This is a genomic window from Acinetobacter sp. 24-47-64, assembly GCF_057737055.1.
In genome coordinates this window covers 1862976-1888686 of sequence record NZ_CM173215.1, presented here as the reverse complement: position 1 = coordinate 1888686, position 25711 = coordinate 1862976, and the positions used below count along the sequence as shown (strand labels likewise).

The window sequence follows — 25711 nt, the reverse complement described above, 5'->3', positions numbered from 1 at the left end:
GAGCTTGTCATGATTATATTAAACAGCAATGCGCAAAATATTTACTGGGTTGGCCGTTATTTATCTCGTATTCAACATTTATGTGGTCAGTTTCCATTTCAAGATGATGTTCAAGCATTGCAGTATGCCCATGCTTTTTGCTTACCTGCTTTTAATGCGTGTTCGCTCAATGAGCTGATTCTGAGTAATGATCAGCCAGCTTCTTTTTTTCAACAATTTGAATATGTGAAAAATAATATTCAAGATTTACGTGGTGTATTGTCAGTTCAGGCTTATTCAGAATTAAAACAGATGGTGGATACAGCGACACAAAATGCAGGATTAATTTGTACTGTTGTTGATGAGTGTAGCGATATTCTAGAAGCTGAAAATGAAGACATTTTTCTGTTTTTTAGTCTAGGACAATATTTCGAAAATCTTGATCGTGAAATAAGATTGAATCAGGATGTTAATTCTACAATCAATTCTTTAAGTGTTGTGATTGAACTGTTGAAGTCTAAAGGATGGGACAGCTTAGATGAGGCTTGGCAACATCTTTTAGCGCATCCAAATGCTAATAGCTTTTACCAATTGAATGATCAGGTGCAATGTTTATTTGAGGTGGATGCATGAAATTGATGATTAATCATCAAACCCATTATCAATATACGGAAACGGCAAAAAATAGTATCCAATATATACGAATGTGTCCTCAATGTAATGCTCACCAAAAAGTAGATGCTTGGTCAGTGAGTATTCCTGGTCATACGGTCGAAGCAAAAGATGCCTTTAATAATATTTGGATTACTTCGACTCAACGCTATGCATATCAAAATTTAAGTATTATGGCGCAGGGCATTATTGAAATCGATACAGTTTCAGAACAAGCTATTGAGTCAGAAGTGCCAGTCGGTATTTTTCTACAAATTACCCCAGCGACTCAATGTGATGCTGAAATGAAAGCTTTTGCAGCTCAGCATGTGAGTAAAAAGACTCGTGATGAATTAAAACATTTAAGTTATGCATTGCTTGAGCATATACCATATATTTCAGATTCTACTCAAGTGAATACTACGGCAATAGATGCATTCCATCATCAACAAGGGGTATGTCAGGATCATACTCATGTATTTGTAGGTATGTGTAGAGAGTTAAATATTCCTGCGCGTTATGTTTCTGGATATCTTTACGTTCCAGAAATGAGTCATTTGGCGAGCCATGCTTGGGCTGAAGCTTATATAGATGGAGTTTGGTATACATTTGATGTTAGCAATCAGCTCTATACGCCAAGTTCACACATTTATATTGCATTAGGGCGTGATTATTGGGACGTTGCACCTATCAGAGGTGTGCGAGAGGCTGGTGGCGTGGAGAGTATGACGACCATCGTTCAGGTATTACCGTGTTAGAACAAAATTTAGAAGAGAGATTTCAATGACCTATTGTTGTGCTATGCGTTTACGTGATGGCTTAATTTGTATCAGTGACACGCGAACAAATGCAGGTGTAGATCATATCTCTGTCTTTCGTAAACTCTATCTTTTCGGTGTTGAGGGTGAGCGTTTTATCAGTATACAAACTGCGGGTAATTTGGCGACGACACAAGCCGTTATAGGGCATTTACAGAATCAGCTAGATTTAAAACACGAACCTAATTTGTATAGTGTGAATAGCATGTTCGAGATGGCTGAATTGGTTGGTCATACTTTAAAGCGTGTCATTATGGATGTGACTACTGATCAACTAGAGCAAAGTAATTATCACTGTACGATTTTACTTTCTGGTCAAATTCAAGGGGAGGATATTCAGTTATATAATATTTATCCTCAGGGTAATTTTATCAATGCGACGTCAGATACGCCCTTTTTTCAGATTGGGGAAAGTAAATACGGTAAACCAATTTTAGATCGTGCATTAAATTACAATACTGAATTAGATGAAGCATTAAGATGCGGTTTAATTTCATTTGATTCAACCCTTAGATCTAATGTTTCTGTGGGCTTACCACTAGATGCATGTATTTATAAAAAAGATAGTTTTGCAATTCCATTGTCTAAACGTATTCATGATGATGATCCATATTTCTCATCTATTAGTAAACTTTGGTCAGATACTTTGCGTCAAGGATTGAACGGTTTGCCACGTCCAACAGAAGACTATTGGCAATAATTTTGCTTTATGATTTAGTTTAGATTAAATTGAGTTGCATTGAATATTAAATCATTACTATAAAAATTAGGGGAAGCAATGCAACAGTTCAGTTATGCGAGTGTGTCAACTGCAGATGCAAGTCGGTTATTGATTGATGTTCGTGAAATCTTGACTGAAGCCCGTCATTTCAATTTTGAGCATCAAATTTCTGGAGCACTTTATTATGCAGATGGGCACTATTTTCAATGTCTAGAGGGTGATGAAGCCACACTAGATATATTGTTGCAAAAGCTTCACAAGGATAAACGCCATCATCAAATTCGCCTATTTCAGCGAAAAAATATTGAAAAAAAACAATTTCAAGAATGGTCTATGAAGTTTGTAGGACGACAAAGTCCAGTGAAGCAGGCTTTAATAGATATGGGATTTAGTCAATTTACGCCAACACAGTTTACTCAAGATCAAGCTGATTATCTAATTCGATTTTTGACACGCGCTCAGGATACGGATTTTAATGAACTACAACGTAATGCTGTTTAGCATTACGTTGATTTAATTCGCTCATTACATTTTGAGACGCTTCGGACGTTGGCTTAATCGACATAACAACTCATAACCAATCGTACCATTCGCTTCAGCAACATCATCCACTAAACGATTTTTACCCCATAATTCTACTAGATCACCAATTTTTGCGTTGAGATCAGTGACATCTATGGCAATCATATCCATGGCAACCCGACCGATCACTGGGGTCAATTGACCTTTAAATGAAACTGAATTCTCACGAATAAAAGCTCTTGGATACCCATCACCATATCCGATCGAGACAATTGCTAATTGCATAGGTCGCTGTGTAACAAAGGTTGAGCCATAACCTACAGCTTCACCTGATTGAATGGCATTAAGTGCAATAATCTCAGCACTGAATGTCATGACAGGTTTTAAATCTAGAGTGTGGACGTCACGATCTGCAAATGGCGTTGCGCCGTACAGCATAATACCAGGACGAACATAGTCAAAATGCAATTCAGGGTATTTATAAATTGCTGCTGAATTACAACACGAAGCTAAAATTGGTGCACAATCTTGTTTTACTTCAAGAAATTGAGATATTTGTTGTTCATTTAAAGGGTGATCAACATCTGCATTAGCAAAATGCATTGCAAGTACACAGGTAAAATCTTCATTTTTTAATTGATGAATAATCGATTTGATTACATCAATTTTGAAGCCTAAGCGGTTCATTCCGCTATTTAGTTTAACCCATACTTTTAGATTTCGGGCGATATAAGCATCTTTAACTTGCAACAACCACTGCAGTTGTTGATGATGATGAACGATTATTTCAATATGTTGCTCAATCGCAATTTGCATTTCATCTTCAGAAAAAACACCTTCAATTAAGGTGATAGGTTGTTTAAAACCTAATTCACGTATTTCAAGTGCTTCTTCTAAACATGCAACGCCAAAAGCATCAGACTGGCTCAATGCGGCTAAGCAGTCTGAGACTCCATGACCATAAGCATTTGCCTTTACCATACTTACAACTTTAGAGTTTGGTGCAAGTTGTTTCACGCGATTTAAATTGTATTGCAATGCGTGTGTGTCAATACAAACCGTTGCTTGGCGCACTCTAATTTACTCCTAGAGGCATGTGGAAAGGTTAAATCTTTTAAACTGAAAAAAGATAATTGTGTTGGATCAATTCGTGCGTTCTTAACTAAGAATTGATCAAAGCAAAATTACTCTTCTTCTTGGTTCTGCGCGTAATATTCAGGTGACAAGTTACTAAAACGCGTATATTGACCTTCAAAAGCGAGTCGAACGGTACCAATTGGACCATTACGTTGTTTACCGATAATGATTTCAGCAGTTCCTGCTTCTTTAGATTCTTTGTTATATACCTCATCACGGTAAATGAACATGATCAAATCGGCATCCTGCTCAATTGCTCCAGATTCACGTAAGTCTGACATCACAGGACGTTTATTTGGACGGTTTTCGAGTGAGCGGTTAAGCTGCGAAAGTGCAATCACAGGGCAATGCATCTCTTTCGCCAATGCTTTCAAGCTTCGAGAAATTTCACCAATTTCACCCACACGGTTATCACCCATACCTGGTACTTTCATTAACTGCAGGTAATCGACCATGATGCAACCCAGTTTACCACCGTGTTGTTTCGCGATACGTCTTGCACGTGCGCGCATTTCAGTCGGTGGGAGGGCAGATGAATCATCAATATAAAGATGTTTTTCTTGCAATTGAAGAATCGTTCCCGTGACCTTGTTCCATTCTTCGCCATCTAATTTGCCAGATCGCAAATGTCCTTGATGCACTTTACCAAACGAGGAAATTAAACGCATGGCAATAGAGTCAGCAGGCATCTCCATGGAGAATACGAGAGCAGGAAGGTTGCAATTGAATAGCACACTTTCGACTAAATTCATTGCAAAAGTTGTTTTACCCATTGATGGACGGGCAGCAACGACGATCATATCTCCAGCTTGCATACCTGATGTTTTATTATCAAGCTCCACAAATCCTGTGGTCAGACCTGTAATATTCCCATCAAGTTGTGATAACTCGTTGAGTTTATCGAATACATCTGCGACAACGGTATTAATTGCTTTTGGACCTTGAGCTTTAGCATTGTTATTGTGTTGTTCAGCCAAAGAAAAGATACTGGTCTCAGCTAAATCTAAAATTTCAGTGACTTCTCGACCTTTCGTGTCATACGCATTTTGTAGAATTTCATTACCAACTTTGATCATATTTCTCAAAGTTGCAAATTCACGTATTTTATTGGCATAAGTTTCAAGGTTATAAAAGCTTGATGGAGAATCCGCCATCAATTGCATTAAATATTCTTCACCGCCAATCACATCAAGCAGGTTCTGTTTGATTAACCAATCATTGACCAATACGGCATCATAAGGTGAACTTTCTTTAGAAAGTTTTTCAATTGCTCTAAAAATATATTTATGTCGAGTCGCGTAAAAATCATTCTCGGTTAATATATCGCTGACCTGTTCGAATGACTCAGCTACTGTCATGAGTGCGGCAAGAACAGCCTGTTCAATAGCAAGATTGTGCGGAGGCGTACGAAACTCTTTGAGTGCTGAAGATTCACTCTTTAGCAAATCTAACTCAGTGTTATTCGTATTTTTTTTGGCAGTCGCCTGAGACATATAAAACCTTGATTTACAATAATTACGAAAATGAATAGGGGAGACTTATCTTAATGCAAAATGCACAAGCAAGACAGTGCAACAAATAATATCGATAACAAATAAAAAACTAAGTCTAAATTTCAGCTTGCTAAATCAAATTTTATAATTATTAGGGATAAAAAAAGAGCATGCTGATGCATGCTCTTTTTCTTTGCATAAAATTACTCAGATACGATAGTAACGAGAACTTCAGCAACAACATCGTGGTGCAATTGGATTGCGATGTTGAATTCGCCAGTGTGACGAAGTGCACCGTTCGGTAAACGAACTTCAGCACGGTCAACTTCAAGACCAGCATTTGTCAACGCGTCAGCGATGTCACGAGTACCGATAGAACCAAATAGTTTACCTTCGTCACCAGCTTTCGCAGTGATTACGATATTTACTTCGTTCAATTGGTCAGCACGTGCTTGAGCAGCAGCTAATACTTCAGCTTCTTGCTTCTCAAGTTCAGCACGACGAGCTTCAAATGCAGCAGTGTTAGCTTCAGTAGCAGCAACTGCTTTACCTTGAGGGATTAAGTAGTTGCGGCCGTAACCAGCTTTAACTGAAACTTTATCACCTAATTTACCAAGGTTCTTAATGCGTTGTAATAAGATAATATCCACAGCTCAACCTCACTTATGATTGTCAGTGTAAGGAATCAACGCTAAGTAGCGAGCTTGTTTGATAGCAAGAGCTAATTGACGTTGGTAACGAGCTTTAGTACCTGTAATACGGCTAGGAACAATCTTGCCGTTTTCAGTGATGTACTGTTTTAAAGTATCGATATCTTTATAGTCGATATATGTAACGTTCTCAGCTGTAAAGCGGCAGAACTTACGACGACGGTAGAAACGTGCCATTGATGTTCTCCTTATGCTTCAGCAGAGTCTTGAGCTTGTTGTGCTTCTTCACGTTGAGCTTTACGCGCACGTTTTTCTTCAGCACTCTTAGCCAATAAAGACTCTTCAGTGATTGCGTTTTCACGACGAATAATAACGTTACGAAGAATAGCATCGTTGTAACGGAATAACTCTTCCAATTCATTAAGCGTAGTTTGGTTACATTCAACGTTCATTAAAATGTAGTGCGCTTTGTGAATTTTGTTAATTGGGTAAGCCAATTGGCGACGGCCCCAATCTTCAAGACGGTGAATTTGACCTTCAGCATCTTTAATGTGAGAGATATAGCGTTCTACCATACCTACCACTTGATCGCTTTGGTCTGGATGTACCAGAATTACGATTTCGTAGTGACGCATTGTCAGCTCCTTACGGTTTTATGCAGCCTCTAACGCATTTGTTAGAAGCAAGGAGTCACAGCTGAATGTAAACAAACAGTGTGTCGCAAAATTTGCGAAGGTTGGATTCTATGTGTTTTGAACCTAAATTTCAAGTCAATGAGTTGAAATACGAAAATTTTCTGCATTACATATATTCAATGACAGTCTGCTAGATCATTACAATGATTCTAAATACAGTGATGTCTAAATAATTTGCTTAAATAAGAACATAATGACTGATCAATTTTTATATCTTGAAGAGATAAACAGCAAAAAATCATTGGATTGGGTACAGAAAGAAAACACATTAACATCAGAAAAATTAACTCAAAATCAATTTTTTAAAGAGACATATGTTGGTTTGGAGAAAGTTTTATTCGAAGCACAAGCACTTCCATACATTTCTAAAATAGGTGCTTATGTTTATAACTTTTGGCAAGACTACATTAATGTACTAGGAGTTTGGCGTAGAGCATTATTGGAAAACTATCAGAAAGAGGATATTCAATGGGAAACGTTGATTGATTTCGATCAGTTAAGTGCCGATGAGGGCGTGAAGTGGTTTTTTGGTGGCGTTGAAAGGCTAGAGATTGATGATCAGTATTGTCTCGTGTACCTATCAGAAAATGGAGCTGATTCAGTTCAAATTCGAGAATTTAATCTTGCTGAAAGAAACTTTGTCGATGGTGGATTTTTTATTGAATCTGCTAAAACACAAGTTCGCTGGATTAGCCAAAATGAAATATATGTGATGACAGACTTCGGAGACGGCAGTTTAACTTTATCTGGTTATCCAAAAATCGTTAAGAGATGGAAAAGAGATACACCGTTAAATGAAGCAAAGACTGTATTTGAAGTTTTTGATCAGGATTTGTCGGCATTTGCATTTCTAGATCATTGTAAGGGTTATGAAAGACATGTCTTTACTCGAATCATAAACTTTTACGAGAGTGAGTATTTTGTCGGTGAAGAGCAATTTAAATTAAATGTGCCCAAAGATGCGCGTGTTTCTTTCTACCGTAACTTAATGTTGATTGAGTTGAAATCCCATTGGGATATTTCGGCTGGTTATCTAGCGGGTAGTTTAATGTGCATAGATTTTGATGCATTTAAAAATGGAGATCGTGAGTTTGATGTGATTTTCAAGTCTTCTACTTGTAAAACTCTAAGTAATTATACGTTCACTCAGGATTTCCTGATTTTAGACATCATGAAATATGTGTCCAATTATCTGGAAGTGTATGATATTCAATCAGGGATAAAATTAGCCGACGCAATCTATCCAGATGAGGCATATTCGCAAATAACCATAGATTCAGTCGAAAATTTTAATAACGATGTATTGATATCGATTCAGAGTTTTATAAATCCACCGACACAATATTTGGTCGAACTTGAATCAATGAAAAAACAAAAATTGAAGTCTAAGGCTCATTCAATTGATCAATCACACTATCGAGTTGCGCAACATTTTGCATTGTCAAAAGATGGTACCAAAGTTCCATATTTTCAAATTTCTTTAGAACAATCTCAGTTGAATCACTTACCAGTTTTGATTGAGGGATATGGAGGTTTTGAAGTTTCACTTACACCTAGGTTTTTGGAAAAAGAAATTGAATCGTTAATATCTAAAGGTGTTGTATATGTTATAGCCAATATTAGAGGGGGAAATGAGTATGGCCCTGATTGGCATCAACAAGCATTAAAACATAATCGACATAAGTCATATGAGGATTTTTCTGCAGTTGCACAACACCTTATAGATCGAGGCGTGACTATAAAAGAAAAGCTAGCTGCTATTGGTGGTAGTAATGGTGGATTATTAATGGGGAATATGCTGATGCAATACCCAGATTTATTCAGTGCAATTGTTTGTGAGGTTCCTCTACTCGATATGTTGAGATTTACTCAAATAGGGGCAGGTTATTCGTGGATTGCCGAATACGGAGATCCTTTAGATAGCCAAGATGCAAAATATTTAAAAACCATCTCGCCTTATCATTTGTTGGACGAATATTTTGAAAGTACAGCTAAATTACCCGCTGTGCTATTTTACACCACAACTACCGATGATCGAGTTACGCCTGCGCATGCCAGAAAAATGGCGGCTAAAATGAAATCTATGAATATTCCAAATGTATATTTTTATGAACAAGTTGATGGTGGGCATAGCATTTTTGCAAATAAGAAACTGAGCGCATTTCATTCAGCTTTAGTCAGTTCATTTTTATTTGAAGTTGGTTTTAGGTGATGAATTAATATTTTCGATTTTAAGTAATTTATGGGTATTCAGTGGAAACTAAATAATAAAGAATCCTTTTTTTGTGTTTATTCTTATTTTAAATGAATCTGTATCAAAATAAAAAAAAGATAGAGGCTTCTCTATCTTTTAAAAAATGACAAGATTGTTTATTGGTGCAGTAGCAGTAAAACTAAAGCAAATACTGATAATCGTAATTAGGAGAACAGAGAATAAGAAATATTTCTTTGCCCATAATTGATCATTTTCAGCTTTAAATCCAATGATATTTAAATATAGCCAATAAACAGTCAATACATTGAGAATTATACAATAAAGCCAGTTTGCATAGCCAAATACAAATAAAGCGTTCATTGAAATTGCAAATAGCACAATGTAAATCAGCGATTCGATCTTGGTGCGAACAATCGAGCGCGCAACAGGAAGAATCGGAATACCTGCATTTTTATAATCATCAAAACGATAAATTGCAATTCCCCATGAGTGAGGCATTTGCCAAAATGCATAACCCAAGAAAATGAGTAGCGCACCTAAATCGAACTGATTCGCGACCGCTGTATATCCAATGACAGGGGGGGCTGCACCAGAAATACTACCGACCACAGTTTGGTGGATCGTTGTTCGTTTTGTCCATAAGCTGTAAAAACCAACATATACGACAAAACCAATAACTGCGAATAAAAAAGCGTACGCATTTACCCAAAACCATAAAATACCAAAACCGAGTATGCCTAACAGCAAAGCAAAAGCTAATGCAATTTGAACAGAAATGGTTTTCTTGACTAACGCACGATTTTGAGTGCGCTGCATTTTTTGGTCGATGTCTTGATCAATAACGTTATTAACCACACATCCAGATGCAACTACGAGGGTAGTGCCAATGAGGGTAAGAAGCAGGAGAAGGAAATCTACTGAACCTTGGGTAGCTACAAAGTAGCCACCCAAAGTGGTAACGAAGTTACCAAAGAGAATTCCTGGCTTAGTCAGGAATAAGTACTTTTTAAACATGACAATCAGTTTAGATCATCATGTTTGAATGTAAGTAGTTCATGATCCATACAGAACCAACTAAAAGAACAGCAATAGTTAGAATTGTATAGATAAATGCAATCACGTTCCAACGTTGCTCTGAAGATGAGTTCATGTGCAAGAAGTAAACTAATTGTACAAGTACCTGAGCAACAGCTGTAATACCGATAACAGCAATAATTGCACCACGGCTGAAGCTATCAGTATTCATTGCCATGTAGAATGGAACTACAGTCAATAAAACAGAAAGTACAAAACCGATTGTGTATTGCTTTACGTTACCGTGTGATGCACCAGCAGCATTATGATCATGACTCATTATAATACTCCCATTAAGTACACTACGCTGAATACGCAGATCCATACGATGTCAAGGAAGTGCCAGAACAAGCTTAGGCAAGCAAGACGACGAGTATTGATTGTAGTCAAACCATATTTTTTGATTTGAATCATCAACACGATCATCCATACCAAACCAGAAGTTACGTGAATACCGTGCGTACCAACTAAAGTAAAGAACGCAGATAAGAACGCACTAACGCTTGGTCCATGACCAGCATGAACTAAATGATTAAATTCATAAAGTTCCATGCCGATGAAGATTGCACCGAATACAAATGTAACTGCTAACCAAGCTAGAACTTGACCAACATTTTTCTTGTAAGAAGCAAGTACCGCAAAACCAAATGTCACTGATGAAATCAAAAGTGCGAAAGTTTCAGTTAAAACGAAACCTAAAGAATCTGCAAAAAGATCCTTTGCACTTGGAGTGCCAGGTGGAATATGACTGCTTAATACAGCGAACGCGATGAAGAGTGTACCGAATAAAATCAAGTCACTCATCAAGTAAGTCCAAAAACCAAAGACCGTGATGTCTGTATCATCGTGATGATGTTCATCATGCTCGTGGTTTTCGTGATGAAGTACTTCAGCCATATCCTTAGTCCTTCTTCAAGTGTTTTTCGAGTAACGCATAACGTTCGTTTTCAATACGTTCTACTTCAGCAGCTGGAACATAGTAATCCACTTTCTTCGTGAATGAGCTCCAGATAAAGCCAATGATTGCAGAAACGAAAGAAACAATCGCTAACCACCAAATGTGCCAGATAAGTGCAAAGCCCATAACAGTGATGATCAGTGCAATAAGTACACCCGCAGCACGGTTAGTTGGCATATGAACATCTTCATATTTAGCAGGACGTGCGTAAGCTACACCATTTTCTTTGTCAGTCCAGAAGCGGTCGATACCGTTCGCTTGAGGCAGTACTGCAAAGTTATAGAATGGAGCTGGAGATGAAGTCGCCCATTCAAGCGTACGTGCATCCCATGGATCGCCTGTAACGTCACGAGTTTGTTCGCGTTGTAAGAAACCAACAATGATTTGCATGATGAAACAAGCAATACCAATTGCGATTAATACAGCACCGAATAATGCGATACCAACATATGGATCCCAGTCTGGGTTGTCATACGAGTTTAGACGACGAGTCATACCCATGAAACCTAGGATATACAATGGCATGAACGCGAAGTAGAAACCGAAGAACCAGAACCAGAAGCATGCTTTGCCCCAGAATTCACTTAACTGCCAACCGAACATTTTCGGCCAGTAGAAAGTAATACCAGCAAACATACCAAATACAACACCACCAATAATTACGTTATGGAAGTGAGCGATTAAGAATAGTGAGTTGTGTACAAGGAAGTCCGCAGGTGGAACCGCCATAAGTACACCAGTCAAACCACCGATACCGAAAGTCACTAAGAAGCCAACTGTCCAGTACATTGGTGATGTGAAGGTAATACGACCCTTATACATTGTGAATAACCAAGAGAAGATTTTCACACCTGTAGGAATCGCAATAATCATGGTCATGATACCGAAGAACGCGTTAACGTTGGCACCTGAACCCATTGTAAAGAAGTGGTGTAACCATACTACGAATGCAAGAACTGTAATCGCGATCGTTGCATATACCATTGATTTGTAACCAAACAATGTCTTACGAGAGAATACAGAAGTAATCTCAGAGAATAGACCGAATGCAGGTAGGATCAAGATATAAACTTCTGGGTGACCCCATGTCCAAATCAAGTTTACATACAACATTGGGCTACCACCCATGTCATTTGTAAAGAAGTGGAAACCGAAATAACGGTCAAGCGTTAACATTGCAATTGTTGCAGTCAACACTGGGAATGATGCGATGATCAATACTGCAGTACATAAAGATGTCCACGTAAAGATCGGCATATCCATAAGACCCATGCCAGGAGCACGCATTTTAATGATGGTAACAAAGAAGTTAACACCAGTAAGAAGTGTTCCAAGACCAGAGATCTGAAGTGCCCAGATATAGTAGTCAACACCAACACCAGGAGAGTATTCGATACCTGAAAGAGGAGGGTAAGCCATCCAACCAGTTGCAGCAAACTCACCAAGCGCAAGAGAAACCATCATCAAACCAGCAGCACCAGCGAATAACCAGAAGCTTAAAGAGTTTAATAATGGGAATGCTACGTCACGCGCACCAATTTGTAGTGGAACAGAAATGTTCATCATACCCACTACAAGACCCATCGCTACGAAGAAAATCATGATTACACCGTGTGCGGTGAAAATCTGGTCGTAGTGTTCAGGGTGCAGATAGCCTTCACCGCCGCCTTTTGCAAGGAACAATTGAAGACGCATCATAATCGCATCCGCGAAACCACGTAATAACATGATCACAGAAACGATAAGGTACATAATACCAATTTTTTTATGGTCTACAGATGTGAACCATTCGTTCCACAAGTAGCCCCATTTTTTGAAATAAGTGATACCGGCAAATACTGCAATACCACCTAAAATCATCATTAACACTGTTACCTGTACGATTGGATCGTACGGGATAGCATCTACACTTAACTTACCTAAGAAGCTCATGTCTTATTCCCCTACAACTGAAGAAGCAGGTTCAGCATTTACATCAGCAGCTACAGCATGACCTTCAGCTTTAGCTGAGTGATCCGCACCGTGGTAGTTTGCCATGTATTTGTTGATAATTGATTCAAACAAGCCTTTTTCAACAGAAGAGTAGTAAGTCACAGGATGAGGATGTGCCTTATATGGACCTTCTTTTTGAGCAATTTCAGCTTGTTGCTTCTCTAGATCGGTTTTAGCGTTACGAACCATCGCAGCGATTTGTTTCTCTGAACGGTTACCATCACGCAAGGTTGCAAATTCAGCTTGGTCTAAAACTGTTTTTTGAACAGCTTCAGGGTTAATTGAAGTACCGTTACCAGCTTTTACTGCAGACACCCATTCAGCAAACTTAGCTTCTGAAACAGAATGAGCTTGGAAGCGCATTTGTGTGAAACCATAGCCTGAATAGTTCGAAGAGAAACCACGGTATACACCTTCATTATCCGCAAGGACGTGAAGTTGAGTTTGCATACCCGCCATTGCATAAATCTGACCCGCTAACTGAGGAATGAAGAAAGAGTTCATTGTGAAGTTAGAGGTGATATTGAAATTAATCGGAGTTTTTTCTGGGAAACGAACTTCGTTAACTGTTGCAATTTCTTGTTCAGGGTAAACAAAAACCCATTTAAACTGTTCAGCAATAACTTGAATAGTTAAATGTGATTTCTCTGATTCTAGCGGACGATAAGGGTCATACTTGTGTGAGCCCCACCATGTTAAATACGCTAAAATACCAATAATAATACACGGGATACCCCACACTACGATTTCAATAATAGTAGAGTGTGCCCATGTAGGTTTATAGTCTGCATCTTTATTTGACGCACGATATTTCCAACTAAACCATAAAGCCATCAATGCTGATGGAATTACTACCAATAGCATGAGGTAGATCGCAGTCATCATAAGATCAGACTGACCTTGTGCTACTGGACCTTTTGAGTTTAGAAGTACCATATCACCGCCACACCCTGTTAAGAGCACGGCAAGCGTTGATAAAGACAATACAGCTAAAATTGTTTGTCTCATTTTACAACCTCGGTGAAGAGTCCCATTCCCTAATAAAATTATGGGATAGCGATTATAGTGTCACATGATTGAAAAACAGAAAATGACATTTACTGAATTTCAGTCATATGACACCGCTACGTTGTAGGGCATTATGCCCTATAACGACCAACTAAGCTATATGTAAAGTGCCTTTAAATATAAGGATTAAACCCAATTTGTTTGGTCGGAATTGGTTGAAGAATTGATTACTTTTGATGTGAAAACAGAGGCAAAACAATGGGGAGCATTTGCTCCCCTAAGATAAAAATTATCGTTTTATGACTTTAGTCTTTGCTAATTTATCGTGCAAAGTTTGTCTTTTTTGACTTAGACCGAAGGCATGATCAATGATGGTAATGAATGGCATAAAGAGTAAATTCAATACAATAAAAATCACACTACGCAATGTGAATGCGCGCATTAAGTTTACTTGCTGTCCATTTTCAGCATCAACAATTTGAATTTTTGCTACTTTTTTACCTAAACTTTGACCACTTTTCGCAATTAAAAATGCTTGAGCAGCTAGCATTAATACAATGTAAACCAACATTGCTTGCCAAGCTTCCATTGGAATCAGTGTAAATAACTGTTCCTGTAATTTGATTGCTTGATCTGATGAGCTAGCATTCTGCATTTTTTGCTGAAGTTCAGTCAATTGAGCAACTTGTTCTTCCTGCATAAAGAATGAAGGAATCACCATGGCAGGCAACCACAGCGCTAGATCAACGAGTTTAGCTAAAAATCGTGATCCAATTGAGGCAAGTTCTTGCTGTGCAGTATTCTTTTGAACATTGACACTCGAAATTGAAGGATTTGAATAGCTTTGTTGTGCTGGTGGAGTGGGTTGATAGCCTTCAGGTTGGTAATATAATTTTCCTTGAGTGAGTTCACCTAAAGCTTTCCATTCAGTCATACCTTGATGCCAGACCAAGTCTGTGAGTAAAACTTGTTGGCTCGAGAGCATTTGATTTAACTGCTCTACCGTATACGGTCCAGCTTGTTGATTATTTCTCGCCAAGTAAATTTGCATAAACCTAATTTCTCAAAAATTACTAAAAATAATGGGGTAAAAAAAAGACCCATGAATGGGTCTTTTTTTAACATAGTTTATTAAGCTTGTTTAGTCTTTTCTTCAGATAAGAAGAACCATGTATCTAAAACTGAGTCTGGGTTGAGTGAAACAGATTCGATACCTTGTTCCATTAACCAACGAGCAAGATCTGGGTGGTCTGATGGTCCTTGACCACAAATACCCACATATTTACCTGCCTTACGACATGCATGAATCGCCATTGAAAGAAGAGCTTTTACTGCTGGATCACGTTCATCAAATAAATGAGAAACGATACCTGAGTCACGGTCAAGCCCAAGCGTTAACTGAGTTAAGTCATTTGAACCGATTGAGAAGCCATCAAAATGCTCTAAGAATTGTTCAGCAAGTAGAGCATTGGTTGGTAATTCACACATCATGATCACTTTAAGACCATTTTCACCACGTTTTAAGCCATTTGCAGCAAGAAGTTCAATAACACGTTTTGCTTCAGCAACTGTGCGGACGAATGGGATCATGATTTGAATGTTAGTTAGACCCATTTCATCACGAACTTTCTTCAATGCACGGCATTCTAATTCGAAGCAGTCACGGAAGTTGTCAGAAACATAACGGCTCGCACCACGGAAGCCCAACATCGGGTTTTCTTCTTCAGGTTCGTATAACTTACCACCGATTAAGTTCGCGTATTCATTCGATTTGAAGTCTGACATACGTACGATGACAGGTTTATCAGCAAATGCAGCAGCAAGTGTAGAAATACCTTCAACGAGTTTTTCAACGTAGAACTCGATCGGTGAAGAGTAACCTGCAGTACGGGTCATCACAGCTGCACGTGTTTCGCGAGGTAAGCTGTCAATATTGAGTAATGCTTTAGGGTGAACACCAATCATACGGTTGATGATGAACTCTAGACGTGCAAGACCAATACCTTCGTTTGGAATTTGAGCGAAGTCAAATGCACGATCAGGGTTACCAACGTTCATCATGATTTTGAACGGAAGTGTTGGCATAGATTCAATCGAGTTACGTTGAACTTCGAAATCTAAAGCGCCTTCGTAAATGAAACCTGTATCGCCTTCAGCACATGAAACAGTTACTTCTTGACCATCAACAAGTACTTCTGTTGCGTTACCACATCCAACAATTGCTGGAACACCGAGTTCACGTGCAATAATCGCGGCATGACAAGTACGACCACCACGGTTTGTAACGATCGCAGCAGCACGTTTCATAACTGGTTCCCAATCAGGATCGGTCATGTCAGAAACAAGAACGTCGCCATCTTGGACTTTGTCCATTTCTTTGATTGAATTAACAATACGGACTTTACCAGAACCGATACGTTGACCGATTGAGCGACCTTCACAAAGAACTGTACCTTTTTGTTTTAATAGGTAGCGTTCCATTGTGCCGACATTCTCACGGCTTTTCACAGTTTCAGGACGTGCTTGAACGATGTAAATTTGACCATCATCACCGTCTTTCGCCCATTCGATATCCATTGGCGCACCGTAGTGTTGCTCAATGATTAACGCCTGCTTAGCAAGTTCTTGTAATTCTTGATCATTTAAAGCAAATTGTTGGCGTTCAGTTTTTTCAACATCCACAACAACAACTGATTTACCTGCAGAGCCTTCTTCACCATAGATCATTTTTTGGTGTTTAGAGCCGAGGTTACGACGCAATACTGCGTGTTTACCTGCATTTAAAAGTGGCTTAGATAAATAGAATTCATCAGGGTTTACAGCACCTTGTACGACCATTTCGCCTAAACCGTAAGATGCAGTAATGAATACAACGTCACGGAAACCAGATTCAGTGTCCAGTGTAAACATTACACCAGCAGCACCAGTTTCTGAGCGAACCATACGTTGCACACCAGCAGAAAGAGCAACGATGTCATGATCGAAGTTTTGGTGTACACGGTAAGCAATTGCGCGGTCGTTATAAAGTGAAGCAAAAACTTCCTTAATCGCGATTAAGACGTTGTCAATACCGCGGATGTTTAGGAAAGTCTCTTGTTGTCCTGCAAAAGATGCGTCTGGTAAATCTTCTGCAGTCGCAGATGAACGAACGGCAACCGCGATCTCAGGGTTGCCGTTAGAAAGAGTTGCGAATGCATCACGAACTTCTTTTTCAAGTGCTGGAGTAAGCGGAGTATCAACGATCCATTGACGAATTTTAGCACCAGTTTCAGCAAGTGCATTTACGTCGTCAACATTGAGTTGTTTGAGCTCGGCTGAAATTTTGGCATTAAGACCACTTTGCTCAAGGAATTCACGGTAAGCTGCGGCAGTTGTTGCAAAACCACCTGGAACTGATACACCAGCATTTGCTAAATGGCTGATCATTTCGCCTAGAGATGAGTTTTTACCGCCCACGATTTCTACGTCGTGTTTACCTAATTTTTCCAGACCGATTACGCGTGCTTCCAAAGTTGTTACTCCACTTTTGCAGTATTAATCACTATCTTGGCATGATATTTTTCTGTGAAAACTTAGCAAACTTTCATTACTAAGCGACAGTCATGTAAGATCGGTTTACTATAAAGATTATATAGTACTTAGACAAATATTTGAGGATTAATTTAATGGCAGAAAGTAAAGATATTAAACGAAGTGTTTTTTTTATTTCCGATGGTACTGCCATTACGGCTGAAACACTCGGGCATTCTTTATTGGCTCAATTTCCTCATGTCGATTTTGATATTCATATCATTCCTTATATCACTACAGAAGAAGCCGCAATGAACGTCGTTGCAGAGATTAACGCGCGCGCAGAGTCTGATGGTCAACAACCTCTGGTCTTTGATACTCTTGTGGATCCCTATGTTCGGGACATCATCAATACGGCAAATGCGGTTAATTTAGATGTGTTTGAAGGGTTAATTAGTAAGCTATCTGAGGTGCTTGGAACAGCCCCTACAACTTTAGTCGGACAAACACATGCTGTGACTGATTCTGAGTCTTATAAGGCACGTATTGATGCTGTACATTTCGCGCTGGATAATGATGATGGCGCACGTACAAGACACTATGATAAAGCGGATTTAATTTTGATTGGAGTTTCGCGTTCTGGTAAAACACCGACCTCAATTTATTTGTCATTACAATTTGGTATTCGAGTTGCGAACTATCCGTTAACTGAAGAAGATTTGGATGACAACCGTTTGCCAGCAGTTTTACGTCCACATAAGCATAAATTGTTTGGATTAATGATTGACGCTGATCGTTTGGTGGCAATTCGATCTGAACGCAAAGCCAACAGTCGTTATGCAAGTTTTAGCCAATGCCAGATGGAATTGCGTGCAATCGAAGGTATTTATATTTCTGAAGGGATTAAATATCTAAATGTTTCAGAAATGTCGATCGAAGAAATTTCAACACGAGTATTGCAAATGACTGGCTTAAAACGTCGGATTGGTTAAATTTGTAAATCTAATTTAAAAAAAAGAAGCACTAGCTGTGCTTCTTTTTTATTAAGCGATTAATCGTCATAAATACTCATAAATACTCATAAAATTCAAAAATTATATAATTCAAGTGTCTATAATTTCATCATAAAATATCATTTAGAATCACATTTATCTACAAAATGATGATCACTATTCGTACGTTGTAATAATAATATCTACTAAGTGTTCGATTCCTTCCATACTTTGAATGGCATTTTCAGTAATTTTCACGACTGGCCATGTGATCAATTTACAGTTTTCTCGCTGTAAGGCGCTGTAATAATGATCGGATTTAAAAAATATTTTTTGCGACGAAGCTGGATTTGGCATCAATTGTCTTTTTAACCAAGTATCTGAAATCTGAGAATCTAAATATCGTATTGCCAATGTCGTCTTAATTCGCTGATTAAATAATCGTTTATTTTTAGCGATGAGGGGATGAGCAATAATTTTTTGAATCCCTTTTTCAGTGTGTGGCAAAACGAAATGAGGTGTCATTTGAAATACTTTGACGAATAGCGCATTTTGACAAACCACATCTAAATGTGAAACTGACATTTGATTGGCACCAATAATCGCGACCTTTAATCCTGAAAAATCGGTTTGTTTGATGTCCTCAGCTGAGATAATTTTTCCTTTAAAGTTGGAAAAATACTCAGCTTCATTATGAAAGAACGAATCCGTGTGGGCTTTATTCCTTTTTTTCATTTCTGTACCTAATTATTGTTTTAGTGGGTTGCTTTTGGTTCTGCAGTTAATTCATATATCCAAGATGGGATTTTAGGTAAAGATTTTTCTGGAATCTTATCAGTCATTTTTACCATGGTGTCGACAGGGATATGAAACCATTTATTACGTCGATTCATGGCACTTCGTGCATGGAAGTTAATAATTTGATACCAAGGATTACGACGACCTTCTGCAGTACGTCCACCTATTCGAGCAAATTTGTGCATCGCTGCATAGAGCTTTTCTTCTGGCAGACCTAGTTTAATCACATTATCACGCATTTTGTTAATGAGTGGTAAGTATGCAAGAATACCAAGTAATAAACGTGGATCTACAACTCGCGCTGCCATTTTAGAAAGCTCAATAAAGGTTTTATTGTAGCCTTGATCTTCCATGACACTAAATCCAACACCTAAATGACGAGCTTCATCGCCATTAATCAGTTCAAAAGCTTGATGACAAACTGGGTCTTCTACAGTGTCCAATAGGAATGTACAAAGTGCGCCATCAAGAGCGACTTCCAGCATCGGAATGACAGCACCTAGAATATAGAAGGGCATTTCATCAGCATAAGTGTCGAGCCATTCGATGATCAGTCTTAAATTTTTATTGGGTTTAGGAATATCGCCTTCAAGCATACCCCATCTTTTCATCAGTGCCATTTCGGCATTGGCGTGACGCTGTTCCTCAGCGTGGAAAATGGCATACATTTCGCGAAGCGTATCTGTCGGTGCTTTTTTTGACATCGCAGAAAATGCACGAGCACCTACATGTTCGATCCACATTAGATCAGCCATAAAATCTTTAAGCTTGGGCCACTGTTTTGCGGTGACTAATTCTTTGCCAGGAGCATCCCAGTCAATATCCGAGAGTGTCCATTGAGTATGTTTTACTTTATCCAACATTTTTTCTAAGTCGATAGAGGCCATGTTATACATCCGTATTTATTTTTTAATCATGAAATTTTATCGCTTAAAAATGTGATGTGTTTTGCAGAAGTGCTTATTTTAGTTTGATATAAAATGCCAAATTTTAAGTATTTGATTATGAATAATTAATATTGTTGGTTAAAAGAATTTTTTCATTGGAATAGTCTTTTAGGGACATTTGATGTCATTTATTGCCAATAGTTGTTTGACAAACTCAAGAAATGAAAGAGTAATTAATTATAGATTTGAAATCAAAACCATTACTCAATCATTTCAGGATTTTTTTGATCTAAGCATTTTGCTTAATTTGCATTAAATACTCAAAGTTTTGAATGCGTTTGTCTGTATCGTAGATATCACAGGTAAAAATAAACTCATCTACATCATAAGGCACCAGTAGTTGTTCAAGACCTTGTTTCACTGTTTCTGGTGATCCGATTTGAGCCATTGCGTAAAAATTGTCAACTGACATCTTTTCTGGAGCAGACCAAATTCCATCCATTGATTTAACTGGAGGTTTGAGTTTTAAGCTTTGCCCACGCATTAAGCCTAATACACGTTGATAAGCGCTAGTAGCCAAGTATTCAGCTTCTTCATCAGTATCAGCTACAACAGTTGGAACGCCCATAGATACATAAGGACGATCCAAATATTCAGAAGGTTCGAAGTTTTCTCTGTAAAGTTGAATCGCTTGACCCAGCATACGAGGGGCAAAGTGAGAAGCAAAAGAATAAGGTAAGCCAAGTTTAGCAGCCAATTGTGCGCTAAATAAGCTAGAACCTAACAGCCATACGGGAACATGTGTTCCTTGACCTGGTGTCGCTTTGATTCTCTGATGTGGCGATGGTTCCCCCAAATAGCTCAAAATTTCGAGCACGTCTTGTGGAAATTGATCTTCAGTCTCTTGACGACCTCGGCGTAAGGCACGCATGGTCAATTGATCTGTACCTGGTGCGCGTCCTAGTCCGAGCTCAACTCGATCAGGATAAAGCGTTGCTAGTGTTCCAAATTGTTCTGCTACAACAAGTGGTGCATGATTAGGCAGCATGATTCCGCCAGAACCTACTTTTAAAGAGGAGGTGTTAGCAAGGATATAGCCTAATAACACAGCTGTAGCTGAGCTAGCGATACCATCCATATTATGGTGCTCTGCAAGCCACAGTCGTTTAAAACCCAATTGTTCGATTTTTTGTGCTAACTCCAAAGCATGCTGTAGTGAAAAAGCAATCGTTTTATCATCACGTACAGGAGCGAGTTCCAATACTGAAAACTCGATATCTTTTAAGCTTCGCATAACTTTCTACTCTTTTGAACACTCATAAAGATGTTAATACGAACTCGAGTATTTGTATATTGAAAAAAAACGATATAAGTGTAAATAAAAAAGCGCTCTAGGTTGAGCGCTTGAATTTTAAGAGTTTGGAATTAGCGTTTACCGTTTTTATACCAGCCTAAATGACGACCATTGTCACTTCTGTAATTACGGTCATTATAACGATAGTTTGAATTGCGATAACCGCTTTCACGGCGATCATAACGATCTCTATAGTCATCTTCGCGACGATCTTCAGCCACTTTTTTACCTAAAACTGAACCACCAGCTGAACCTAATGCAGCCCCAGCATAACCAGCATTTGTTCCGCCCATATTATTACCAACGGTGTAACCACCAGCACCACCTAATGCTGCACCAATTGCAGCAGCATTACGATCTTTTTTATTCGCTGATGCAGCTGCGCCACCAGCACCACCAATCGCTGATCCGATCATTGCTCCAGTCGAGCCACCCATTTGTTGACCAATCGCAGCACCAACGACTCCACCTAAAGCAGATGTGAGGGCAACTCTAGACGAACTATCAGCATAAGCAGTTGTTGTACTCAAGGCCGCAGTTGCGATCGCAGCAGCAAATAACTTTGAATTGAATTTCATGGGGAACTCCTTGTCGAAGTCTTATATTTGATGGTTTTAATTTAATCCAAATTTCTGCAATCATTTTGGAGAGCAAGTTGCTGGTTTGTATTTTTCTCTCCCTAATTTATCCATAATTAATTTGTTAATAAAAAAATGCGCCCTAAGGCGCATCGAGGTGAATACAGAGTATTCAAAGGGGAAACTAACAATCAGATTATATTAACGACGGCTATGTTTTTTCTTTTTCCATTTACGATCTTGACGTGAATCATATGCTTTGTCTTTCGCAATTTTGTTACCAAGAGCAGCACCACCAGCAGCACCTAAAGCAGAGCCGATATAACCGCCATTGGTTCCACCCATACTATTACCTACGGTATAACCCGCACCGCCACCTAATGCACCTCCAATGGCAGATTCAGTACGGTTACGTTTATTACTAGCAACAGCAGCACCACCAGCACCACCAAGTGCTGCACCTAAAGTTGCACCTGTTGTGCCACCCATGTTTTTACCAATTGCTGTACCTGCTACACTACCTAAAGCACTCGCAGCAGCGACACGCGCTGTACTGTCTGCATGTGCAGATACCGTGAACATTGATGCAGTGGCTAAGGTGGCTGACATTAATAGGGTATTTAATTTCATGTGTGACTCCATGTCCTTGTTCGTGGACGAGTAATAATTCGTTGAGCACAATGTAACAAGAAGTGAAGCACTAAATATGTAGAAGTTAACCTAGAGTTTTACGTTTTGGTTGCACAATGTTGTTTTTATATTACAACTGATCATTCAATATGCATTATTGGGCTGATTAAGAAGAAACTATGGAGAGTTGATTCAGTAAACAGTTTTTAAACTTGGCAGTTATGGAGCTAATTTTTGATTATCCATTAATTGGGTGTGACAAGGATTTAAAAAATGGTTTTGCAATGTCATTCTATATAAATATGTTAATTGAATGTCAGAGTCGTTAAACTACTCGCAATTTTAGAAATATTAATTTAAGGCAGTCCTTAAGTTAATCCAGTATTAGAGATTTTATTTAACATGAAAGAATCGTTACGTTTACGATTAGACCAACTTTGTGATCGTCATGAAGAATTAGAAGCGCTATTGGCTGATGTTGAAGTCATTTCCGACAATAAGCGTTTCCGTAATTTGTCACGTGAACACAATGATTTGACTGAAATCACCACTGTTTGGAAAAAATATACCCAAGCGGAAGAAGATATTGTAACGGCTGAAGCAATGTTGTCAGATCCTGACTTTAAGGAAATGGCTCAAGAAGAAATTAAAGAAAATAAAGCATTAATTGAATCTTTAGAGGCAGAATTGAATGTTCTGATGATTCCGAAAGATCCAAATGATGCGAACTCTGCATATCTGGAAGTACGTGCAGGGACAGGTGGCGATGAAGCTGCGATTTTCTCTGGTGATTTATTCCGTATGTACAGTAAATATGCTGAATCACAGGGTTGGCGTGTCGAAATCCTTTCTGAAAATGAAGGTGAACATGGCGGTTACAAAGAAATTATTTGTTTAATTAATGGTGAAGGTGTTTACGGACGCTTAAAATTTGAAAGCGGTGCTCATCGAGTTCAGCGCGTTCCTGCAACTGAATCACAGGGGCGAGTTCATACTTCAGCTTGTACCGTTGCAATTCTTCCTGAAATTGATGTTGATACGACTGTAGATATTAACCCTTCAGACTTGCGTATTGATACTTATCGTGCATCTGGGGCGGGTGGTCAGCACGTCAATAAAACGGATTCTGCTGTACGAATCACGCATATTCCGACAGGTACTGTTGTTGAATGTCAGGAAGAGCGTTCACAACATAAGAACAAAGCAAAGGCAATGGCATTATTGGCATCTCGTCTTGAGAATGCTAAACGTGCAGCAGCTGATGCTGCGACATCTGAAATGCGCCGTGATTTGGTGGGTTCAGGTGATCGTTCAGAACGTATTCGTACCTATAATTATCCTCAGGGTCGTATGACTGATCATCGTATTAACTTAACTTTATATAAGTTGGATGCAGTGATGGAGGGAGATTTGACTGAGCTTTTAGATAGCTTACATCGTGAATATCAAGCGGATCAATTGGCAATGCTTGCACAGCAGAATGGTGGTTAATGAACATTCAACAAGCGCTTGCACTGCGTGGTGAGCCTGAAAGTTATGAGCGTCAAGAAAATGCTTGGTTGCTCGAACATATCACTAAAATTGATTCATTCGATTTGGTGATGAAGAAGGATAAAGAGCTCACTGCAGAACAAGAGCAGACGTATCGAGAGGCGATTTCTCGGATTGAAGCAGGTGAGCCTTTAGCTTATGTCACAGGTTCGCAACCTTTTTGGACATTGGACTTAAAAGTGACGTCCGATACTTTGGTGCCTAGACCGGACACCGAAGTTTTGGTGGAGACAGTTTTAAAGTTAGAGTTGCCTGAGGATGCGCGCGTTGTAGATTTAGGAACTGGGACAGGCGCCATTGCATTGTCACTCGCTTCCGAACGTCCTAATTGGTCTTTAACAGCAACTGATATTTATGAGCCTACATTGGAAGTCGCTAAATTTAATGCCGAGCAACATGACTTAGATCAGGTTCAATTTGTACTAGGCAGTTGGTTAAAACCGTTTGGGCGTCAATTTTTTGATGTCATTGTATCTAATCCGCCTTATATTGATCCAGCAGATGAACATATGCACAATTTGGCGACCGAGCCTCAACGTGCATTAATCTCTGATAAAAAAGGTTTAGCTGATCTTGAGCAAATTATTTTACAAGCCAAGAAGCATCTGACTGTTGAAGGTTGGGTGGTACTTGAACATGGATATGATCAAGCAGACGCTGTTCAGCATCTATTTCGTCAAGCAGGTTATAAGAAAGTGAGAACCGTTAAAGATTATGGTGGTAACGATCGCGTGACTTTAGCACAATGGCCTCATTAGAAATAAAAAAGCGACTTTAGGTCGCTTTTTTATTGATTCATCTTTTGATGACATCACGCCATAACAATAATTTTGATTCAAATACTTTCATTATGGTATCCGTGATTTTTCCCAATATTGCCAATAAAATAATAGCAATGATCACAATATCTGGACGCGATGTTTCACGTCCATCACTTAATAAATATCCAATACCTTGCGTTGCTGCAATGAGTTCAGCGGCAATCATAAACATCCAAGCTAAACTCAAACTATTGCGCAAGCCTGTAAGGATAGATGGAGAAGCTGCGGGTAAAACCATTTGGTAGATTTGTTGCCATCGATTCAGTCTATACACTTGAGCCAACTCAATCAATTTTCGGTCGACACCATGAATACCAGCCACAGTATTGGTATAGGTTGGAAAAAAAGCACCAATCGCAATGAGGGTGATTTTTGAGGATTCATCAATACCAAGCCATAACAAAAGGAGAGGAATCCACGCAAGACTAGGAATTGACTTAATTGCAGAAAAGGTCGGTTCAATAAACTCTTCTGCATGGCGATTGAGTCCTACCAAAACTGCAAAAAATAGTGCTAAGCCACTACCAATAGCAAACCCTAAAAACACTCGCCATGTACTTGCCCAAATATGTTGACCTAAATCATTCTTAGCAAGTTCTTGCAGGGAAACAAATAAGCTACTTGGTGCAGGTAGCATATAAGGTTCAACTACACCACCTCGAACCAAAATTTCACAC

25 protein-coding genes and 1 pseudogene are annotated in these 25711 nt (G+C 38.9%); 8 read left to right on the top strand and 18 right to left on the bottom strand.

What is annotated here, in order from left to right:
• Positions 1 to 9: 9 nt before the first annotated feature.
• From AC1M85_RS09040 to AC1M85_RS09025, 4 genes are all read left to right on the top strand, one after another.
• Positions 10 to 612, top strand: a complete 603-nt coding sequence (locus AC1M85_RS09040) for an alpha-E domain-containing protein (protein WP_092766170.1) — start codon at positions 10 to 12, stop codon at positions 610 to 612.
• Positions 609 to 1388 (top strand): transglutaminase family protein, encoded by a 780-nt coding sequence (locus AC1M85_RS09035; protein WP_488212920.1) that lies wholly within the window; start codon positions 609 to 611, stop codon positions 1386 to 1388. Before AC1M85_RS09040 ends, AC1M85_RS09035 begins: the two co-directional genes overlap by 4 nt.
• Before the next feature lie 25 nt (positions 1389 to 1413).
• Positions 1414 to 2148 (top strand): proteasome-type protease, encoded by a 735-nt coding sequence (locus AC1M85_RS09030; protein WP_035267625.1) that lies wholly within the window; start codon positions 1414 to 1416, stop codon positions 2146 to 2148.
• A 78-nt stretch (positions 2149 to 2226) separates the two neighbouring features.
• The gene (locus tag AC1M85_RS09025; protein WP_179998266.1) at positions 2227 to 2670 is read left to right on the top strand and encodes a BLUF domain-containing protein; all 444 of its coding nucleotides are present in this window, start codon (positions 2227 to 2229) and stop codon (positions 2668 to 2670) included.
• Positions 2671 to 2694: 24 nt separating this feature from the next.
• Here the strand turns inward: AC1M85_RS09025 and alr are convergent, their stop codons facing one another.
• From alr to rpsF, 5 genes are all read right to left on the bottom strand, one after another.
• On the bottom strand, positions 2695 to 3765 hold the full coding sequence (alr, locus tag AC1M85_RS09020) for an alanine racemase (protein ID WP_488212919.1): 1071 nt from the start codon (positions 3763 to 3765) through the stop codon (positions 2695 to 2697).
• Between the two features lie 110 nt (positions 3766 to 3875).
• Positions 3876 to 5321 (bottom strand): replicative DNA helicase, encoded by a 1446-nt coding sequence (gene dnaB, locus AC1M85_RS09015; protein ID WP_488212918.1) that lies wholly within the window; start codon positions 5319 to 5321, stop codon positions 3876 to 3878.
• A 203-nt stretch (positions 5322 to 5524) separates the two neighbouring features.
• Complete coding sequence (rplI, locus tag AC1M85_RS09010; protein WP_035267617.1) at positions 5525 to 5971, bottom strand: 50S ribosomal protein L9; 447 nt, start codon at positions 5969 to 5971, stop codon at positions 5525 to 5527.
• Between the two features lie 9 nt (positions 5972 to 5980).
• Complete coding sequence (rpsR, locus tag AC1M85_RS09005) at positions 5981 to 6208, bottom strand: 30S ribosomal protein S18 (RefSeq protein WP_004719336.1); 228 nt, start codon at positions 6206 to 6208, stop codon at positions 5981 to 5983.
• 11 nt (positions 6209 to 6219) lie between these two features.
• The gene (gene rpsF / locus AC1M85_RS09000) at positions 6220 to 6606 is read right to left on the bottom strand and encodes a 30S ribosomal protein S6 (protein WP_035267614.1); all 387 of its coding nucleotides are present in this window, start codon (positions 6604 to 6606) and stop codon (positions 6220 to 6222) included.
• 253 nt (positions 6607 to 6859) lie between these two features.
• Between rpsF and AC1M85_RS08995 the strand changes: the two genes are divergently transcribed.
• Complete coding sequence (locus AC1M85_RS08995; RefSeq protein ID WP_488212917.1) at positions 6860 to 8878, top strand: prolyl oligopeptidase family serine peptidase; 2019 nt, start codon at positions 6860 to 6862, stop codon at positions 8876 to 8878.
• Between the two features lie 138 nt (positions 8879 to 9016).
• On the opposite strand, the gene cyoE is transcribed toward AC1M85_RS08995, so the two are convergent.
• The 7 genes from cyoE to ppsA form a co-directional block, all read right to left on the bottom strand.
• On the bottom strand, positions 9017 to 9895 hold the full coding sequence (gene cyoE, locus AC1M85_RS08990; RefSeq protein ID WP_035267056.1) for a heme o synthase: 879 nt from the start codon (positions 9893 to 9895) through the stop codon (positions 9017 to 9019).
• Between the two features lie 10 nt (positions 9896 to 9905).
• Positions 9906 to 10238, bottom strand: coding sequence for a cytochrome o ubiquinol oxidase subunit IV (cyoD, locus tag AC1M85_RS08985; RefSeq protein WP_171076771.1), 333 nt, complete (start codon positions 10236 to 10238; stop codon positions 9906 to 9908).
• Positions 10235 to 10852 (bottom strand): cytochrome o ubiquinol oxidase subunit III, encoded by a 618-nt coding sequence (cyoC, locus tag AC1M85_RS08980; RefSeq protein ID WP_035267060.1) that lies wholly within the window; start codon positions 10850 to 10852, stop codon positions 10235 to 10237. Before cyoC ends, cyoD begins: the two co-directional genes overlap by 4 nt.
• 4 nt (positions 10853 to 10856) lie before the next feature.
• Positions 10857 to 12845, bottom strand: a complete 1989-nt coding sequence (cyoB, locus tag AC1M85_RS08975; RefSeq protein WP_035267062.1) for a cytochrome o ubiquinol oxidase subunit I — start codon at positions 12843 to 12845, stop codon at positions 10857 to 10859.
• 3 nt (positions 12846 to 12848) lie between these two features.
• A complete protein-coding gene (cyoA, locus tag AC1M85_RS08970; protein ID WP_092766177.1) occupies positions 12849 to 13913 on the bottom strand; it encodes a ubiquinol oxidase subunit II in 1065 nt (354 codons plus the stop codon).
• Positions 13914 to 14202: 289 nt separating this feature from the next.
• Positions 14203 to 14964 carry an RDD family protein gene (locus AC1M85_RS08965; protein ID WP_092766178.1) on the bottom strand — a complete coding sequence of 254 codons (762 nt, stop codon included), beginning with the start codon at positions 14962 to 14964 and terminating at the stop codon, positions 14203 to 14205.
• Positions 14965 to 15044: 80 nt separating this feature from the next.
• Positions 15045 to 17423: a phosphoenolpyruvate synthase gene (gene ppsA, locus AC1M85_RS08960; protein WP_035267067.1), complete on the bottom strand. Its 2379-nt coding sequence runs from the start codon at positions 17421 to 17423 to the stop codon at positions 15045 to 15047.
• A gap of 155 nt (positions 17424 to 17578) precedes the next feature.
• Between ppsA and ppsR the strand changes: the two genes are divergently transcribed.
• Positions 17579 to 18415, top strand: a complete 837-nt coding sequence (gene ppsR / locus AC1M85_RS08955) for a posphoenolpyruvate synthetase regulatory kinase/phosphorylase PpsR (RefSeq protein ID WP_035267069.1) — start codon at positions 17579 to 17581, stop codon at positions 18413 to 18415.
• 177 nt (positions 18416 to 18592) lie between these two features.
• On the opposite strand, the gene AC1M85_RS08950 is transcribed toward ppsR, so the two are convergent.
• From AC1M85_RS08950 to AC1M85_RS08930, 5 genes are all read right to left on the bottom strand, one after another.
• The gene (locus AC1M85_RS08950; RefSeq protein WP_488212916.1) at positions 18593 to 19150 is read right to left on the bottom strand and encodes an NAD(P)/FAD-dependent oxidoreductase; all 558 of its coding nucleotides are present in this window, start codon (positions 19148 to 19150) and stop codon (positions 18593 to 18595) included.
• Between the two features lie 20 nt (positions 19151 to 19170).
• Complete coding sequence (locus AC1M85_RS08945) at positions 19171 to 20100, bottom strand: ferritin-like domain-containing protein (RefSeq protein ID WP_488212915.1); 930 nt, start codon at positions 20098 to 20100, stop codon at positions 19171 to 19173.
• Between the two features lie 289 nt (positions 20101 to 20389).
• Positions 20390 to 21394, bottom strand: a complete 1005-nt coding sequence (locus tag AC1M85_RS08940; protein WP_481586991.1) for an LLM class flavin-dependent oxidoreductase — start codon at positions 21392 to 21394, stop codon at positions 20390 to 20392.
• Positions 21395 to 21525: 131 nt separating this feature from the next.
• On the bottom strand, positions 21526 to 22032 hold the full coding sequence (locus AC1M85_RS08935) for a YMGG-like glycine zipper-containing protein (RefSeq protein WP_092766182.1): 507 nt from the start codon (positions 22030 to 22032) through the stop codon (positions 21526 to 21528).
• 201 nt (positions 22033 to 22233) lie between these two features.
• Complete coding sequence (locus AC1M85_RS08930) at positions 22234 to 22662, bottom strand: glycine zipper domain-containing protein (RefSeq protein WP_092766183.1); 429 nt, start codon at positions 22660 to 22662, stop codon at positions 22234 to 22236.
• 402 nt (positions 22663 to 23064) lie between these two features.
• On the opposite strand from AC1M85_RS08930, the gene prfA reads away from it, so the two are divergent.
• Positions 23065 to 24153: a peptide chain release factor 1 gene (gene prfA, locus AC1M85_RS08925; RefSeq protein ID WP_488212914.1), complete on the top strand. Its 1089-nt coding sequence runs from the start codon at positions 23065 to 23067 to the stop codon at positions 24151 to 24153.
• Positions 24153 to 24971 (top strand): peptide chain release factor N(5)-glutamine methyltransferase, encoded by an 819-nt coding sequence (gene prmC / locus AC1M85_RS08920; protein ID WP_488212913.1) that lies wholly within the window; start codon positions 24153 to 24155, stop codon positions 24969 to 24971. The genes prfA and prmC overlap by 1 nt, the downstream gene beginning before the upstream one ends.
• A 37-nt stretch (positions 24972 to 25008) precedes the next feature.
• Here prmC and AC1M85_RS08915 read toward each other — a convergent pair.
• Positions 25009 to 25710: pseudogene (locus tag AC1M85_RS08915) on the bottom strand (ABC transporter permease); the annotation flags it as partial.
• Between the last annotated feature and the right edge of the window lies 1 nt (position 25711).